The organism is Bradyrhizobium sp. S3.12.5 (assembly GCF_040548225.1).
GTDB lineage: Bacteria > Pseudomonadota > Alphaproteobacteria > Rhizobiales > Xanthobacteraceae > Bradyrhizobium > Bradyrhizobium cytisi.
The window spans coordinates 137,954-152,462 of the sequence record NZ_JBEPRF010000020.1; the positions used below are offsets into that span (position 1 = coordinate 137,954).

Annotated in this window: 11 protein-coding genes and 1 pseudogene; 6 read left to right on the forward strand and 6 right to left on the reverse strand. The window is 64.5% G+C overall.

All coding sequences use genetic code 11. The features are described from left to right. Positions 1–77 precede the first annotated feature (77 nt). Complete coding sequence (hemC, locus tag ABIC09_RS27295) at positions 78–1,058, forward strand: hydroxymethylbilane synthase (protein WP_354111186.1); 981 nt, start codon at positions 78–80, stop codon at positions 1,056–1,058. 70 nt (positions 1,059–1,128) lie between these two features. On the opposite strand, the gene ABIC09_RS27300 is transcribed toward hemC, so the two are convergent. After that, positions 1,129–1,959 (reverse strand): tetratricopeptide repeat protein, encoded by an 831-nt coding sequence (locus tag ABIC09_RS27300; protein WP_354033791.1) that lies wholly within the window; start codon positions 1,957–1,959, stop codon positions 1,129–1,131. Continuing rightward, the gene (locus ABIC09_RS27305; RefSeq protein ID WP_354111187.1) at positions 1,953–2,621 is read right to left on the reverse strand and encodes a FecR family protein; all 669 of its coding nucleotides are present in this window, start codon (positions 2,619–2,621) and stop codon (positions 1,953–1,955) included. Before ABIC09_RS27305 ends, ABIC09_RS27300 begins: the two co-directional genes overlap by 7 nt. 143 nt (positions 2,622–2,764) lie before the next feature. Between ABIC09_RS27305 and ABIC09_RS27310 the strand changes: the two genes are divergently transcribed. After that, positions 2,765–4,972, forward strand: a complete 2,208-nt coding sequence (locus ABIC09_RS27310; protein WP_354111188.1) for a VCBS domain-containing protein — start codon at positions 2,765–2,767, stop codon at positions 4,970–4,972. A gap of 94 nt (positions 4,973–5,066) precedes the next feature. On the opposite strand, the pseudogene ABIC09_RS27315 reads toward ABIC09_RS27310, so the two are convergent. Next, positions 5,067–5,273 (reverse strand): annotated as a pseudogene (locus ABIC09_RS27315) (autotransporter outer membrane beta-barrel domain-containing protein); the annotation flags it as partial. Between the two features lie 63 nt (positions 5,274–5,336). Continuing rightward, positions 5,337–8,270, reverse strand: a complete 2,934-nt coding sequence (locus ABIC09_RS27320; protein WP_354111190.1) for an autotransporter outer membrane beta-barrel domain-containing protein — start codon at positions 8,268–8,270, stop codon at positions 5,337–5,339. 296 nt (positions 8,271–8,566) lie between these two features. Here ABIC09_RS27320 and ABIC09_RS27325 point away from each other — a divergent pair, with 296 nt between their 5' ends. Beyond that, positions 8,567–9,643, forward strand: a complete 1,077-nt coding sequence (locus ABIC09_RS27325) for a TIGR03032 family protein (protein WP_354111191.1) — start codon at positions 8,567–8,569, stop codon at positions 9,641–9,643. A 102-nt stretch (positions 9,644–9,745) separates the two neighbouring features. Here the strand turns inward: ABIC09_RS27325 and ABIC09_RS27330 are convergent, their stop codons facing one another. Continuing rightward, a complete protein-coding gene (locus ABIC09_RS27330; protein WP_354111192.1) occupies positions 9,746–10,651 on the reverse strand; it encodes a LysR family transcriptional regulator in 906 nt (301 codons plus the stop codon). Between the two features lie 151 nt (positions 10,652–10,802). Here ABIC09_RS27330 and ABIC09_RS27335 point away from each other — a divergent pair, with 151 nt between their 5' ends. The 3 genes from ABIC09_RS27335 to ABIC09_RS27345 all read left to right on the forward strand — a co-directional run bounded on the left by ABIC09_RS27335 (position 10,803) and on the right by ABIC09_RS27345 (position 13,861). Continuing rightward, on the forward strand, positions 10,803–11,789 hold the full coding sequence (locus ABIC09_RS27335; RefSeq protein WP_354111193.1) for a Bug family tripartite tricarboxylate transporter substrate binding protein: 987 nt from the start codon (positions 10,803–10,805) through the stop codon (positions 11,787–11,789). Positions 11,790–11,884: 95 nt separating this feature from the next. Next, positions 11,885–12,610, forward strand: a complete 726-nt coding sequence (locus tag ABIC09_RS27340) for a dienelactone hydrolase family protein (protein WP_354111194.1) — start codon at positions 11,885–11,887, stop codon at positions 12,608–12,610. A 411-nt stretch (positions 12,611–13,021) separates the two neighbouring features. Beyond that, the gene (locus tag ABIC09_RS27345; protein WP_354033815.1) at positions 13,022–13,861 is read left to right on the forward strand and encodes a Crp/Fnr family transcriptional regulator; all 840 of its coding nucleotides are present in this window, start codon (positions 13,022–13,024) and stop codon (positions 13,859–13,861) included. Between the two features lie 36 nt (positions 13,862–13,897). Here ABIC09_RS27345 and ABIC09_RS27350 read toward each other — a convergent pair whose 3' ends face one another. Further along, positions 13,898–14,266: a hypothetical protein gene (locus ABIC09_RS27350; RefSeq protein ID WP_354111195.1), complete on the reverse strand. Its 369-nt coding sequence runs from the start codon at positions 14,264–14,266 to the stop codon at positions 13,898–13,900. Positions 14,267–14,509 lie beyond the last annotated feature (243 nt).

Here is a 14,509-nt window from a genome sequence, read left to right on the forward strand (position 1 = left end):
CCTCCCGGCTGCGATTGTCGGCCGTCCGGGGCTCGCGGCTTCTGCCGCGGACCCAGGTCTCACGTGGAGCACGGATCGTGGCACATCGGATTCGGATCGGCACCCGCAGGAGCGTGATGGCGCTGGCACAGACGGACGAGATCGCGCGCCGCCTGACCGCCGCCATGCCGGATCTCGATGTCGAGATCGTCAAGTTTGACACCACGGGCGATCTCGACCAGACCAGCAAGCTCCTGCCGCACGGCGGCAAGGGTGGTGCCTTCGTGGCGCAGATCCGGGCCGCGGTGCTGTCGGGCGAACTCCAGGCCGCGATGCACTCCCTGAAGGACATGCCGGGCAACGAGGACACGCCCGGCCTCGTCATCGGCGCCACGCTCTCGCGCGATCCCGCGAGCGATGCGCTGGTGCTGCGCGATGGCGTCACGCTGGCAGCGCTGCGCCAATCGCGCGGCAAGGGTTTCAAGATCGGCACCAACGCCGTGCGTCGTGCGGCCTATGCGCGGCGATTGTTTCCCGATGTCGAAGTCATCCACTTCCGCGGCGCCGCCGACACGCGCGTGCGAAAGCTCGACAATGGCGAGAAGCAGAAGCTGCCGGATGGCGGCGCGGTGGGACCCGCGGACGCGTTGATCATGGCGCGCTCAGGTCTCGATCGCGTTGGTCTTTCCAGCCGCATCGCCTACGAATTCACCGCGACCGAAATGCTGCCCGCAGCGGGGCAGGGCATCGTCGCGGTCGAATGCGCCGCACAGGACTGGCAAACGCGGAAAATTCTGTCGTCGATCGACGATCCCCTAGCGCACGCCTCTGCCGACGCCGAGCGCGAGGTGCTCTGGGTGCTCAACGGCCACTGCAACTCGCCGGTGGCGGGTTTTTCGACCATCGACGGCGATCAGATGACGCTGGCTGCATCCGTGCTCGACCTCTCCGGCAACACCATCATCGAAGCCTTGCGCACTGGCCCTGCCAACCGTCCGCGTGAGCTCGGCCGTGCCGTGGGACTCGATCTGCTGGACAAGGGCGCCGCCGAGATCATCGAGCGCAGCCGGCCGCGCTAATCCGTGTATCCATAGGTCCAGTGGAGTGCCTCGGTTCAGACCAGATGGACAACCTCCTGACAGACCACACCTAGTGCACGCCATAGCGCGCGAATTCCTCCGCGATGTCGGTCCGGAGGGCCTTCGCGGCCGCGACGTCGGCATCGCCGGCGGCGATGTCGCCGCGGCGGGCCTTCGCCAGGCCCCGGCCGTACAGCGCGGCCGCCAACTTCGGGTCGATGCGGAGCGCGGAATCGTAGTCGGCGATCGCCGCCGCGAAACGTCCGGCCCTGAGGTTCGCCAACGCGCGGGAATCGTAGGTCGCCGAGGTGTGGGCGCCGGCGCCGATCGCCCTGTCGCAAGCCTCCATGGCGTCCCGCGCCTCCGTCGAACTCGCCCGGATCCAGCAGAGGCCGCTCCAAGCCCCTTCTAGGTCGGGGTCGAGACGCACCGCTTCGGCGTAGTCGCGCTCCGCGCGCGTCGGATCGCCCTTCTTCAGCCGGGCCTCGGCGCGGTTGGCGAAGGCCCGCGCATAGGTCGGAGCGAGGTCGACGGCCCGGTCGAAATCCTCGATCGCGGCGTCGTAGTCGCCCTTTCTCAGTCTGGCCGCTCCGAGGTTGTTGACGGCCTTGACGAAGGCCGGATCGACCGCGATGGCGCTTTCGAAGTCGGCCGCGGCATGGTCGTAGTCGGCCTTCTCGGCGTAGGCGACGCCGCGGTTGTTGTAGGCGATGGCGAGGGAGGACGGGCCGCCCTGGTTCGCCTCGATGAAGGCCGAGCAGGCCATGATCCGCATGTCGGGGGCGGCGGCGCCGTTGCACAGCTCGACGTTCCGGAACTGGCCTTCGTTCGGCTTCTGTGCGGCGGCCGGCACGAGCAGCAGGATCACGATCGACGCCGCCCCGAGGCGCGCGTTCAGCATCCGCGGCAGATGCCGGGGGTACGCTCGGCCCTCCCCTCCCGCGCCGGAGCGGGCGCCCTGCGCTTCGGAACGCCGCTCTTGTCCAGCACCCGGTCCTTGCCCTCCTCGATCAGGGTGGAGAACCTGACGGTGCCGTCGTCGGAGACCTCGATGTGGGGCGTGGTGCCCCGGATGCCCATGGTCGCCACCGGAGTGTCGACCTTCATGTCGCCGCTCTTGGCGACGGCACCGGCCACGAAGGTGGCCGTCCCCCTGGTCAGGTTGAACAGGCTCGCGTTGGATTTGGCGCCCGGGTCGTAGACGAATTCGTTCATCTCCATGCTGGCGTTGCTGGACAGATTGAACGAAGAGCCGTCGGCGAAATTGATGCCGAGCTTGCCGTCGGCGCCGGTCTTGACCACGTCGCCCTGGTAGACCGGGTCGCCGACCTTGACGGCGGCCTTGTCGTCGGAAAGGGCGGTCTGGACGACGGCCGCGCCGACGTGCTCGACCGCCACCTTGCCGACGATCATCACGATCTTGCCGATGGGTTTGACGTCGGATGGCGGCGCGTTCTGCGCCGACGCGCTCCGGGATGCGGTCAAGCCGAGACACAGGACGCCGAGACACAGGAAGCCGAGACACAGGGCCGCGAGGCCCGCCATCGTCCGTCGCGCGTCCATGCCGCTTCTCCCTTCGCGAGAAGAGCCCCATCATTGCACCCCGCGAATGATGGCAGAGCCGCGCGAGACGGGCCAGATCGGGCTTTGGACTACCACTTAATAGTCAGTCGGGCCCGCGTTCATGCTGCGCGGCGTGCCCTGAAATGGCGTATTTCCGAGTGCGCAAGGCGGGCGGATGCGGCGGCATCGGCACGATCCGGAACAACAACATGCGAGACGTGGCGATGTCGCCGGCACGGGTCTTCGACGGTCTACGACGCACGCCGCCCGGCGGCCGGCTCGGCGTCGCGTCCCTGACCGGCGGGATTTCCTTCGTGGCGCTGATCCTTTCCGCGCTGAAGGAGGCGTGGGGCGCCGATCCGGACGTCGCGCTGTTCGATCACGACAGCATCACTTACAAGGATTTCGCGCACGGCTCCTTCGAGCTCGTCACCAAGGAGGCTGTGCCGCGCCACATCATCGTCGACGATCCCGGACAGACCGTCGTCCTGAGCAAGGTAGGGTCCTCGGTCAGCTTCGCCCAGGTCGCCAATAACGCGTCGCAGATGGGCGACCTGCAGGCCCAGCAACAGGACGTGCTCGCGAACTATTCGCGGGAGCACGGGCCGCCCGGCTCCAGCACGCCGCCCGGCGAGGCCGATCTGTCGCCGCAGCCGATCAATTTCGAAGCTCCGGACGGGCCGACGGCGCCGCATGCCCTTCAGGGACTGGTTGTGCCGGCGAGCTTCGTCCCGGATGCGCCGTTGATCCATTCGGTGCCGACCCTGAACCTCGGCTCGGCTCCGGTCGAGATCGACACGGTCGTGTTCGACGACTTCTCCGCGTCCAGCGGCAGCTTCTGGGCCTCGAGCTTCGGCTCCGGCGGCGCGCCGACCTTCGGCATCGCCGGCGGGATCGGCGGCCCCTTCACGGTGGCGGGCGCGAACTTCGACGTCGAGAAGCCGGGCTCGTTCGGAATCCTCTACGTGAACAGCCATACCGGCGCCTACACCTACGTACCCAACAACGACGCCATCAACGCGCTGAAGGCTCCCAGCGCCGACAACTTCACGATCACCGCCTCCGACGGCTTCGCCTCGGCGAGCCAAAGCTTCACCATCGACATCCACGGGACGGACGACGCGTCCGTGATCTCCGGCGCCACCGCCAGATCGGTTGCCGCCACCGCCATGGCCTTCGCGGCCGGTCACGACGTCCATGCCGCGCCGACCGCGAGCGGCACGCTGACCGACGCCGACGTCGACGATCCCGCCAACACGTTCACCGCGGTGAGCACACCCCACGCCAGCGACCACGGCTACGGTACCTTCACCATGACGACCGACGGGCACTGGACCTACACGCTCGACGACGCCAATCCGGCCGTGCTCGCGCTGAAGGCCTGCGACACGACGACGGACACTTTCACCGTGACCACGATCGGCGGCACGCCGCAGACGATCACCGTGACCATCCAGGGCGCGGACGATCCGTCCGTCGTCTCTGGCGACACGCATGGACGCGTGGTCGAGGCCGGCGGGGTCCACAACGCCGACCACGGCGTCCCGACCGCCAGCGGCGTGCTGACCGCCGTCGACGTTGACGGACCTTCGAACGACTTCGACGCGGTCGCCTGTCCCGAGACCAGCGACAACGGCTACGGCACCTTCACCATGACGCCCGACGGGCACTGGACCTTCGCACTCGACAACGGCAACTGCGCGGTCCAGGCGCTCAACGTCGGTCAGAGCCTCACCGACAGCTTCACGGTGAAGACGGCGGACGGGACCGCGCAATCTGTGAGCGTCACGATCGAGGGCAGCAACGACGCGGCGACGATCTGCGGGGATACCCACGGATGCGTGACCGAACCGAGCTACTCCTGCCTGCCGCCGCCCAGCGCCAGCGGCACCTTGAGCGACAAGGACGTGGACAATCCGGACGATACTTTCACGGCGACGACGTGCCCTCGGGCCAGCGAGCACGGCTACGGCAGCTTCACCATGACGGCCGACGGCACCTGGACCTACACGCTCGATCCGGGCAACCCGGCGGTGGAGGCCCTGCGGTCCTGCGATACGCTGACCGACTGCTTCACCGTGACGACGATCGACGGGACGCCCCAGACGGTGAGCGTGACCATCCAGGGCGCGGCGGAGGCCGATTCGTTCCGGTTCAAGGAAAGCTTCGGCTCCGGCCATGCGGCCCCCACGCCGGCATCGTCCGCCGAGGTCGTCCATGCGGCTTTCGCCGACGCCGCTCATCCGATGCCACTTCTGCCGGACGACCTGCACTCCGTCGGGCACGACGCGGGCCCATACGAGGCGGCCGCCGTCGGGTTCCATCCGCCGCAGCACGATCTGATCTTCTGAGAGCCGGTTTCCGGCCGGCGGACTTTGCGTTTTACGGGGACGCTTAATTTTTTTCACCGTAATTCGAAAACCTTCACGTTGGCGGAAGTTGGCGTCACCACTGATAGCGCGCCACGCCCTTGCCGGCATAGCTGGTGGTGACGTTGGAGAACTCACCTTCGAAGGTTGCGGCTATCGACCAGTTGTTGCGCCATCTCATCTCGACTGCCCCCGTGGTCAGTACCGAGTCGGCCGACTGCGCCGCGCCGTTGACCACGAACGATGCGCCCGGCAGCGACTGGAAGGTGGCGCCGGTATTACGGTGACAGTGCACTTAATTTTTTTCACCGTAATTCGAAAACCTTCACGTTGGCGGAAGTTGGCGTCACCACTGATAGCGCGCCACGCCCTTGCCGGCATAGCTGGTGGTGACGTTGGAGAACTCACCTTCGAAGGTTGCGGCTATCGACCAGTTGTTGCGCCATCTCATCTCGACTGCCCCCGTGGTCAGTACCGAGTCGGCCGACTGCGCCGCGCCGTTGACCACGAACGATGCGCCCGGCAGCGACTGGAAGGTGGCGCCGATCGAGCGGTCGGTGGTGTAATCATGCGCCCAGGCGACACGGCCGCGCAGCGTCAGGACGCCATCTTGCATCACGTAAGATTTGTCGGTGCGGAAGCCGAGTTCGCTGCGCGGATCGGTAACGCTCTTGGCGCCATAGGCCAGCGCGAAATTATTGGTGCCGATGATCGCCTGCTCGGCATAGGCCGGCAGGTCGAAGGTCGTGAATTGAGCCGCAGCATAGGGCGTGATGCCGACGCCCATCCATGGGCTGACAAAACGATAGCCGCCTTCGAGCCGGCCGGAGAACGCGTTGGCATTGAAGCGCGCCTGCAACTGATCGATGCCGGCCAGTGTGACGGTGCGGTTGGTCGTGATGTCCTGCCAGCCATAAGCCAGCGCGCCGGCGATGTAAGCCGCGCCCATGGTGTGGCGCGCATAGACGCCGGCCTGGAACAGATCGGACCGGCCGCTGCCGAGATTGTTGGCAAGGCTGAAGTTGGTGCCGCCACCGGCCAGCGCGAAGCCGGCGATGGTGTTCGGCGAGAACAGATAGTCCGCTCCGACCGCGCCGCCGGCGATGCGGCTGGTCACGCTGTTGCTGCCGACAGCGGCATTGCCGTCGGTAGTCTGTGAACCGCCGAAGCCGGCGGCCCATACGTTCCAACGTGCCTCGAAATTTTGCGGCGGCGCCTTGGTGAACATCGCATAGGCGTCACGCTCGGCGGCGGTGCGCTTGCGGCCGTCGGAGGCATAGGCGCGGGCATAGCCTTCGGACGCATAGCCGCTCGCGCTAGCGCCCGGCATCGACGTCGAGCCGCGATTGAAGGGGTCGAGCATCGTGCCCATGAACAGGTTCATCGCATCGAAGGTCGTCTGCTGCGTGCCGGTGGCGGCCTCACCCGTGAGCTGCGTAAGCGCAAGGCCATAGCCGGTAGCTGACGTGGTGTTGAGCAAAACGTTGAAGATGGGTCCGACGAGGCCGCCGCTCTGCGCTGCGCCGTTGAGCGCGTTGCCGACCGCGATCTGGTTATTGTTCAGCCCCGGCAACGCAAAATTGACGCCCGCGCTCTTGACGACGACGTCGGTGGCGTTGGGAAACAAGAGTTGCGCCTGCAACGCCGGGCTTGCCAGCAGCGAAAGCCCGTTATTGGTGGTCCCGCCCGTAGCCGACAGGATGGTTTGCTGCCATGGCGCAAGTGTCAGGTTCGATACCTGCAGCTGCACCGTGCCGGCGAGATTGGCCGTGCCGGAGACGTTGATCCGGTCACCGGTCGCGCCTGACATGTTGACATCGGTGACCAGCCGCCCGGTCGCGGTCTGCGTCAGGTTGCCTGTCAGCGCGGTAGTCTGGATCACGCCGGCGCCGCCCGGCGACAGCGTGCCGGCGTTGGTCAGCGTATTGCCCGTGCCGAGATTGACGGTGGCGCCGCTATTGAAAAACCCGCCCGCCGTGTTGTTGAAGGCGTTGGTGCCGGTACCCAGAATCACACTGCCGATCACCGTGCCGAAATTATTGACGGTGTTGTTGCCGGTGTCACCTGTGATCGCGAGGCCGGACAAGGCCGTCACCGTGCCGAAGTTGGTCAGCGTATTGCTGGTGCCTTGCAGCAAGGCGACACCCGCCCCGGTCCCCGTGCCTCCCGACACCGTACCCGATTTGATGGTGACGTTGACCGGCCCACCAGCGCTGGAGGCAGAAATCCCGGTCGCGTTGTTGCCGGCAGCGGTAACGTCGCCGGTCGAGGTCACCGTGACGGCACCACCGCCATAACCGTTGGCGACAATGCCGAACGCGTAGCTGCCCTTGGTGGTGATGTTGCCGATCGAGGTCACCGTGACGGCGCCAGCGCCAATGCTGTCGGCAAGAATCCCGGCCGCGCCGGGGCCCGTGGTGGTGATGTTGCCGGTCGAGGTCACCGTGACGGTGCCACTGCCGTTGCTTTTGGAATAAATCCCGGCCGTGTAGCCGCCCGTGGTGGTGATGTTGCCGGTCGAGGTCACCGTGACGGCAGCGCTATTGCTGGCGGCATAAATCCCGGCCGCGTAGCCGCCCGCGGTGGTGATGCTGCCGGTCGAGGTCACCGTGACGCCACCGCTATTGCTTCTGGCAAAAATCCCGAACGCGTAGCTGCCCTTGGTGGCGATGTTGCCGGTCGAGGTCACCGCGACGGCGCCACCAACGCCATTGCTGACGGCAAGAATCCCGGTCGCGCCGTTGTCCGCGGTGGCGATGTTGCCGGTCGAGGTCACCGTGACGGCGCCAGCGCCGACATTGCTGACGGCAAAAATCCCGAACGCGCTGCTGCCCGCGGTGGTGATGTCGCCGGCCGAGGTCACCGTGACGGCGCTACCGCCAGGGCTGTAGGCACGAATCCCGGCCGCGTTGCTGCCAGCGGTGGTGATGCCGAACGCGCCGGTATCGCTGTTGACGGTGACGGCGCCGGCGGAGCTGAACGTGATGCCGTCGGTCCCGCTCGCGGGCGTAATCGCCGTGGTCAAATCGTTGACGTTCAACGTAGTGACCGGTGGCGGCGCGGCGGTAACGCCGTTGTGTTGATCGCCGGTGCAGGTCTCGATGGTGCCACCGCCGGATAGCGTGCAGCCGACAGGCAGCGGTGCCGCCAACGCCGGGCCCCCGAATGCCAGCGACAGCGCGCCTGCGGCAACCGTCCCCAGAAATGCATCCCGCAAACGCAAGCCCATCGGCCGCCCCGCGGCCGCAACGCCGCCCGGGCAGGTCCACACGTTTGTCATCGAAATTCCCACGCCCCAAAAAAGCGGTCTTGCATCCCGCTTCGAGGATATTGAATCGACCCGCGCGCGTCTATCCCGCCCGCCTGGCCGCAGGGGTACAAATCCCGGCGAAACAGGCCGAAAAGGCGCGACAATATGGCAACACTTGCGAGAAATCACTCGAATGGTCGCTGCGTCGGCGATCGCCAAAAAAAGATGAGCTGTGGACCGCGTTTGCATGCCGTGCCACATAGCGGGACGCCGCCGAACGCTTGCCGCAACAGCGGCGTGCTCCGAGAATCTGGGACCCGAGCCATTTGAGCGACGCCTCCGCCAGCCCCGCATCACCCGCCGCTGGGCTTCCCCAACTGACGGCGGCGCACATTACCTGTTCGCGCGGTTTGGCCGACTGGCTGCGCGCCAATCAGGTCAGCCTTGCCTTCACTTCGTATCAGACCGGGCGGCTCTATCTCGTCGGCGTCGATGACGCCGGAGGTCTCGCGATCCACGAGGTCGGCACCGGCCGCGCGATGGGCGTGTGGGCCGACGCGCAGCGCTTGGTGCTGGCGACCGCATTTCAGGTCTGGCGCTTCGAGAACATCCTGGCCGCCAGTCAGACCATGAACGGCGCCGATCGCTATTATGTGCCGCGCGTCGCCCACACCACGGGCGAGGTCGACATCCACGACGTCAGCGTGCTCGGCGACGGCCGCATCGTTTTCGTCAACACCGCCTATTCGTGCCTGTCGCTGCTGTCGCCGGTGCACGCCTTCCGCGTGCTCTGGAAGCCGTCCTTCATCTCCAAGCTCGCTGCCGAGGATCGCTGCCATCTCAATGGCCTCGCGGTCAGGGACGGTGAAGTGGCCTGGGTGACGGCGACCAGCCGCAGCGACGTGATCAGCGGCTGGCGGGCCCGGCGCGCCGAGGGCGGCATCGTGATCGACGTGGCGAGCGGCGCCATCGTGACCGAGAAACTCTCGATGCCGCATTCGCCGCGCTGGTACGATAACAAGCTGTGGGTGCTGAACTCCGGCAGCGGACATCTCGGCACCGTCGATCTCTCAAGCGGCGACTTCACGCCGCGCGCGTTCTGTCCGGGCTTCCTGCGCGGGCTGGCGTTCCACAACAACCACGCGGTCGTCGGCCTGTCGCTGTCGCGCGACGGTTCGTTCTCCGGCCTCGCGCTCGACGACGAGATGAAGAAGCGCGATGCCGACGGCTGGTGCGGCGTGCAGATCGTCAACCTCGGCTCCGGCGACATCGTGCAATGGATCCGCATCGAAGGCGCGGTGAGCGAGCTCTACGATGTCGCGGTGCTGCCGGGCGTGCGGCGGCCGATGGCGGCCTCGTTCACCGGCCCGGAGATCAACGAGCCGATGACTTTTGAAATGTGAAGGTGACGGTGTCACCGGAATTCTAGAGGGGGCCACAACCCGTATTACGGTGACAGTGCACTTAATTTTACCGAATTGAATGCACTGTCACCGTAATTCCTTTCATTTCGCCATTGGCCCTGCGAGCTTGCGGGCGCTGTCTATGACAAGCTGCACAACCGGGCTGATGGCGCGATCCTTGACAGTGATCATTCCGTTCGGTCGACGTGCCGCCGGCAGTTCAACGGACAAGACCTTGAGCGCTGCCCCCCTGGTGAGAAATTTCAGTGCGGAAGACGGGAAAACCGTGATGAACCGCCCTGTCTCCAGCAAGCTGACCCGCATATGGGGGGAATCGGTGACCACCGTCGCGCGTGGATACTCAAATCCGCCGACGTGAAAGGCTTGCGTGATGATTGATCCGATCACGCTCTCCTGCGGTGGAAGCACCCAACGCTCCTCCGCCAGATCCGCGAGCTGGATGTTGCGCCGCCGGGTCCAGGGATTTTTGGCACCCGCCGCGACGACATAGCGATCCTCAAAAAGAAACTCGAAATGCAGCCGCTCGTCAGTCATCGGGCCGCTGCTCCGCATGATCAACAGATCGACTTTGCGCTCGCTGAGATCGCGGTGCAGCGTCTCCAGGTAGCCGGTCACGAGCTGAAATCTGATCCGCGGATGACGCCGGGAAAGCCGATCGATGAGAGCGGAGACGAAGCTCGCCGCCAGAAAAGCCGTGGTTCCAATCCGCACGTCTCCAGCGGTGGGGTCGGCCAGGAATTCGATGCTCTTCACACCGCGGCGCAGTTCGTCGAAAACGGCGACACCGCAATCGAGCAGGGCGCGGCCGCTCTCGGTCGGCTCGATCCCTCGCCGGTGGCGATCCAGCAAGCGGACGCCGAACGCATGCTCAAGCTCCGCGATCGATCTCGAAATGTTGGGCTGGGTGGTATTGAGCATGAGCGCCGCCTTGCCCATGCTGCCAGCCTGCACCACCGCCATGAGCACATGCAGGTCCTGCAGCTTCATTCGTTTTCCGATGCGATCGCTCATCTGCATGAGAGCACCCATTTCCGCTTTGAGATGATTTCATCAGACAATAGCCTTATGCGCTTATGACAACATCAACTATCCTTAAGCCGTTGAAGAAAGCCTGCGCCGGTGCAGGTTCGACAGAGCAATGGCCATGACGCGCTCCCGACGCCAATTTCTGCACCTTGCGGCGGGCATGGCTGCGCCAGCTCTGCTGTCGGGCTCGGCTTGGGCCGATACTTACCCGTCGCGGCCGGTACGCATCATGGTTGGCTTCGCCGCGGGCGGCCCAAATGACATCCTTGCGCGTCTGGTGGGGCAATGGTGCTCGGAGCGGCTCGGCCAGCAATTTATCGTCGAGAACCGGCCGGGAGCCGGGAGCAATATCGCCACTGATGCGGTCGTGCGCGCGGCTCCGGACGGCTACACTCTGCTGCTGGTCGGTTCTCCCAACGCGATCAATGCGACGCTTTACGAAAATCTTGATTTCAATTTCCTGCGGGATATTGCGCCGGTCGCGAGTCTGACCCGTGGCGCCCTGGTGATGGTGATACACCCATCGGTTCCTGCCCATACAATTCCGGAGTTCATCGCCTATGCCAAAGCCAATCGCGGGAGACTCTCCTATGGTTCGGGCGGCGTGGGCGGGATCACCCATATTGCCGCGGAACTGTTCAAGCAGGAAGCCGGCGGGCTCGATCTTCAGCATGTGCCCTATCGAGGCGTGGCGCCCGCGATCACGGATCTGCTCGGCGGGCAGGTGCAGGTCGTCTTTGTGAACCTGGCGCCATCGATCGGGCACATCCGGAGCGGCAAGCTGCGCGCGATCGGAATAACGACGGCGGCGCGATCCGAAGCGCTGCCGGATGTCCCGGCCATCGGCGAATTCGTGCCAGGTTACGAGGCGAGCTCGGTGTTCGGCATCGGCGCGCCGAAAGACACGCCAGCCGCAATTATCGACAGGCTCAACAACGAGACCAACGCCGCTCTGGCCGATCCCGGCTTCAGGACGCGCCTTCGCAGTCTCGACGCGACGGCACTGGGCGGCTCGCCCGGCGATTTCGGCAAGCTGATGGCCGGTGAAACCGAGAAGTGGGCCAAGGTGATCAGCTTCGCGAAGATCCGACCGGAATAGCGCGGCGACGCTTGGATCGCCGCAATCTCCGTCCCTCGCATCCCCAGCCGGACGGACATCGGCCGCCGCACCTCAAACGAAGGGTTGGATTCGAGATGCAAGGGAAGTTCAGCAGGATTTGCGCGAACGGCGGCGGCGCGTTCGATTGCTATCTGGTCACGCCTGAGCGTGAAAAGCCGGCTGCTGCCGTCGTGCTTGCTTCAGCCATTCATGGCGTGGATGCCGACATGCGCGCAATCGCCGACGAGCTTGCTGCATCCGGCTTCGTTGTCGCTGTGCCGGATCTGTTCTGGCGTTCGATGGCCGGGCCGCTTTCCCGGAACGACCCGCGCGCGGCCCGGCGCGCGCAGCCGCGCCTTGAGCAAATCAAGGCCGGCGAAGACGATATGATCGACACCTTGAGGCACCTCGGCACAATCCAGCAATTCAATGGCCAGGCGGCGGTCATGGGGTTCTGCTACGGCGGCCCGTATGCGATTCTCGGGCCGAAACGACTTGGCTATGCGGCGGGCATCTGCTGCCACGGATCCCAGATGCTGGACTATCTTCACGAACTTGCCGGGGTTCACCAGCAAGTCTGTCTCATTTGGGGCGACAAGGACGATCGCGCGCCGGTCGAGGTGCTGGACGCCTATCGTGATTTGGCGGCGCGCATGGAAAACGTCGAACTGCACATCTGTCCCGGGGTGCGCCACGGCTACATGATGCGGGGAAGCCCGTCGTTCGATCGGGCGACACACGATTTTTCAATAAAGCGCGCCCGCGAGATTCTCGAAGGTCTCGAGTCGGCAACTCGTAAGCCGGCTGCATCATTACGGTGACAGTGCACTTAATTTGGTTTGGCCGAATTGAATGCACCGTAATTCCCACCGTAACTCCCGTAACCGCTCTGCCCCCCATCAACTGACATGTAGCTGCACCGTGTCAACAGAAGCGATGGGCCAAGAGGCGTCCACGCCCCACACCGCCGAAGACGTCAGCTAGGAAGCCGAGAGCGGGCGCTGCCGGAACCATCACCGGTCGATCATCCCGCAAGCCCCGCTCGCCGAGTCGCACAACGGGCGTGAATAGTATGATGTATGCAAGATCCTGCTTGCGCGGCGAGATGCCGGCAGCGTCTCCGCAAATGTCCGTGCTTGATCTCGATTAATGGCTCTGTTTGGATGATTGCGTTTCGCGCAACTCTATTTCGGGCAATCATAGTGAATGAAAAAGATGGATACCGGCGTTCAATGGGTGCTCCTTCACAAGAAAGCATCGTGACCCTCCACCGTACCGGCATCGGGAATCGGCTACTGGCAGCGCTGCCGCCGGCGGATCTCGGCTTGCTCACGCCCCACTTCCGGAAGGTCTCGTTTGAGCCAGATGCCGTTCTGGTGCGCTCGGGCGATGAGATGGACCCGGTCTATTTTCCCCATAGCGGCGCAATCGCCTTCATGCTCGATATGCCGGACGGGCAAACGGTCGCAACCACCTTGATGGGACGGGAAGGCGCTTTGGCCTCTTTCTCCGTGCTCGGCCCATCGCTTTCATCCGTGACCGCGATCGCACGCATGGCTGGCTCAGCATCATTGATTTCCGCCGTCAAATTTCGGGATGCCTATGCGCAAAGCGCGGCCATCAGGAATGTCGTTCAGCTCCACGCCCGCGCGGTGTTATTGCAGCTCCAGCACGTAGCCGCTTGCAACGCGCTGCACCGGGTGGATGGTCGCATGGCGCGGTGGCTTCTGCAGCTTCACGACCGCGTTCCCGAAGACCTCCTTCCGGTGACGCAGGAGGCGCTTGCGCAATTGCTGGGGGTGCGGCGGACGACAGTGACTCTGACGATGAGAAAGCTGCGCGAGGCTGGAGCCGTCCAGTCCGACCGGCGCGGATTTGTTGAGATCGATCGGGCGCGGCTCGAGAGGGTCGCATGCGACTGCTATGCGCTTATGCAGCGCAAGATCGATCGGATGTATTGCCAGGAATTGTCGGCGCCCCAGCCTACCCGTGCGCCGTTCCGGGAAAGCGCCATCGTCTCGTCCGGCGGAGCGAGTGGTGAATCCAGAGCCGTTTCGGGGGCGGAGAAGTAGAGACCATGCGATGACCGCCTTCGGTCAAAAGCGGACTCACTTTGCTCGCAGCAATGGGCTTATTTCGCCAGCGTCTGTGATACCCAGCATCCGTCCTAGTTCCAACGCGCGCGGCAAGATCCAAAACGGAGAGCCTGGATCGAACGGCGCCGGCTCGCCCGTCAAATTGTAGAGGGTCTTGGCGCAAATCTCTTCAAAGGCATATTGGGCCAGGGCCAGTTGATCGTCGCGTTTTCCCGCCGCTAGGGTCTTTTTCCTGATCTCGGTAAACAGGGCGTGCGCCTGTTTGCGGCGGGACTTATCGTTCGCCAACACGATCAGTCTTCGAAGTGTTTCCTTGTCCTCGCACCGCCCCTCAAAAAAAGTAAGCGGTGCTAAGATAGCCGCGATTATGTCCGCATTCATGCAGAGACCTTAGCGCACTTGGAAGACGTCTCAAACGGGTCAATAACGTCGATTTGCCCGTCGGCCAGTGACTTCCGGTTTGCACCGGAGTCCGGACATGTCGCTGTATTACGGTGACAGTGCACTTAATTTTGGAATTGAATGCACTGTCACCGTGTGCGCCCTGTAGGCGCGTGTCTCTAGTGGAGGAAGATTCCACCCGGATAATTGTCGATTGATCTGGTAGCTGACGAGCGACTTGGC

Bases quoted from the DNA above. Each gene is read 5' to 3' on its own strand.
- ABIC09_RS27300 (WP_354033791.1), bottom strand. From the start codon at position 1,959: ATGCTGAACGCGCGCCTCGGGGCGGCGTCGATCGTGATCCTGCTGCTC.
- ABIC09_RS27305 (WP_354111187.1), bottom strand. From the start codon at position 2,621: ATGGACGCGCGACGGACGATGGCGGGCCTCGCGGCCCTGTGTCTCGGC.
- ABIC09_RS27310 (WP_354111188.1), top strand. From the start codon at position 2,765: ATGGCGTATTTCCGAGTGCGCAAGGCGGGCGGATGCGGCGGCATCGGC.
- ABIC09_RS27320 (WP_354111190.1), bottom strand. From the start codon at position 8,270: ATGACAAACGTGTGGACCTGCCCGGGCGGCGTTGCGGCCGCGGGGCGG.
- ABIC09_RS27330 (WP_354111192.1), bottom strand. From the start codon at position 10,651: ATGAAGCTGCAGGACCTGCATGTGCTCATGGCGGTGGTGCAGGCTGGC.
- ABIC09_RS27335 (WP_354111193.1), top strand. From the start codon at position 10,803: ATGGCCATGACGCGCTCCCGACGCCAATTTCTGCACCTTGCGGCGGGC.
- ABIC09_RS27340 (WP_354111194.1), top strand. From the start codon at position 11,885: ATGCAAGGGAAGTTCAGCAGGATTTGCGCGAACGGCGGCGGCGCGTTC.
- ABIC09_RS27345 (WP_354033815.1), top strand. From the start codon at position 13,022: ATGGGTGCTCCTTCACAAGAAAGCATCGTGACCCTCCACCGTACCGGC.
- ABIC09_RS27350 (WP_354111195.1), bottom strand. From the start codon at position 14,266: ATGAATGCGGACATAATCGCGGCTATCTTAGCACCGCTTACTTTTTTT.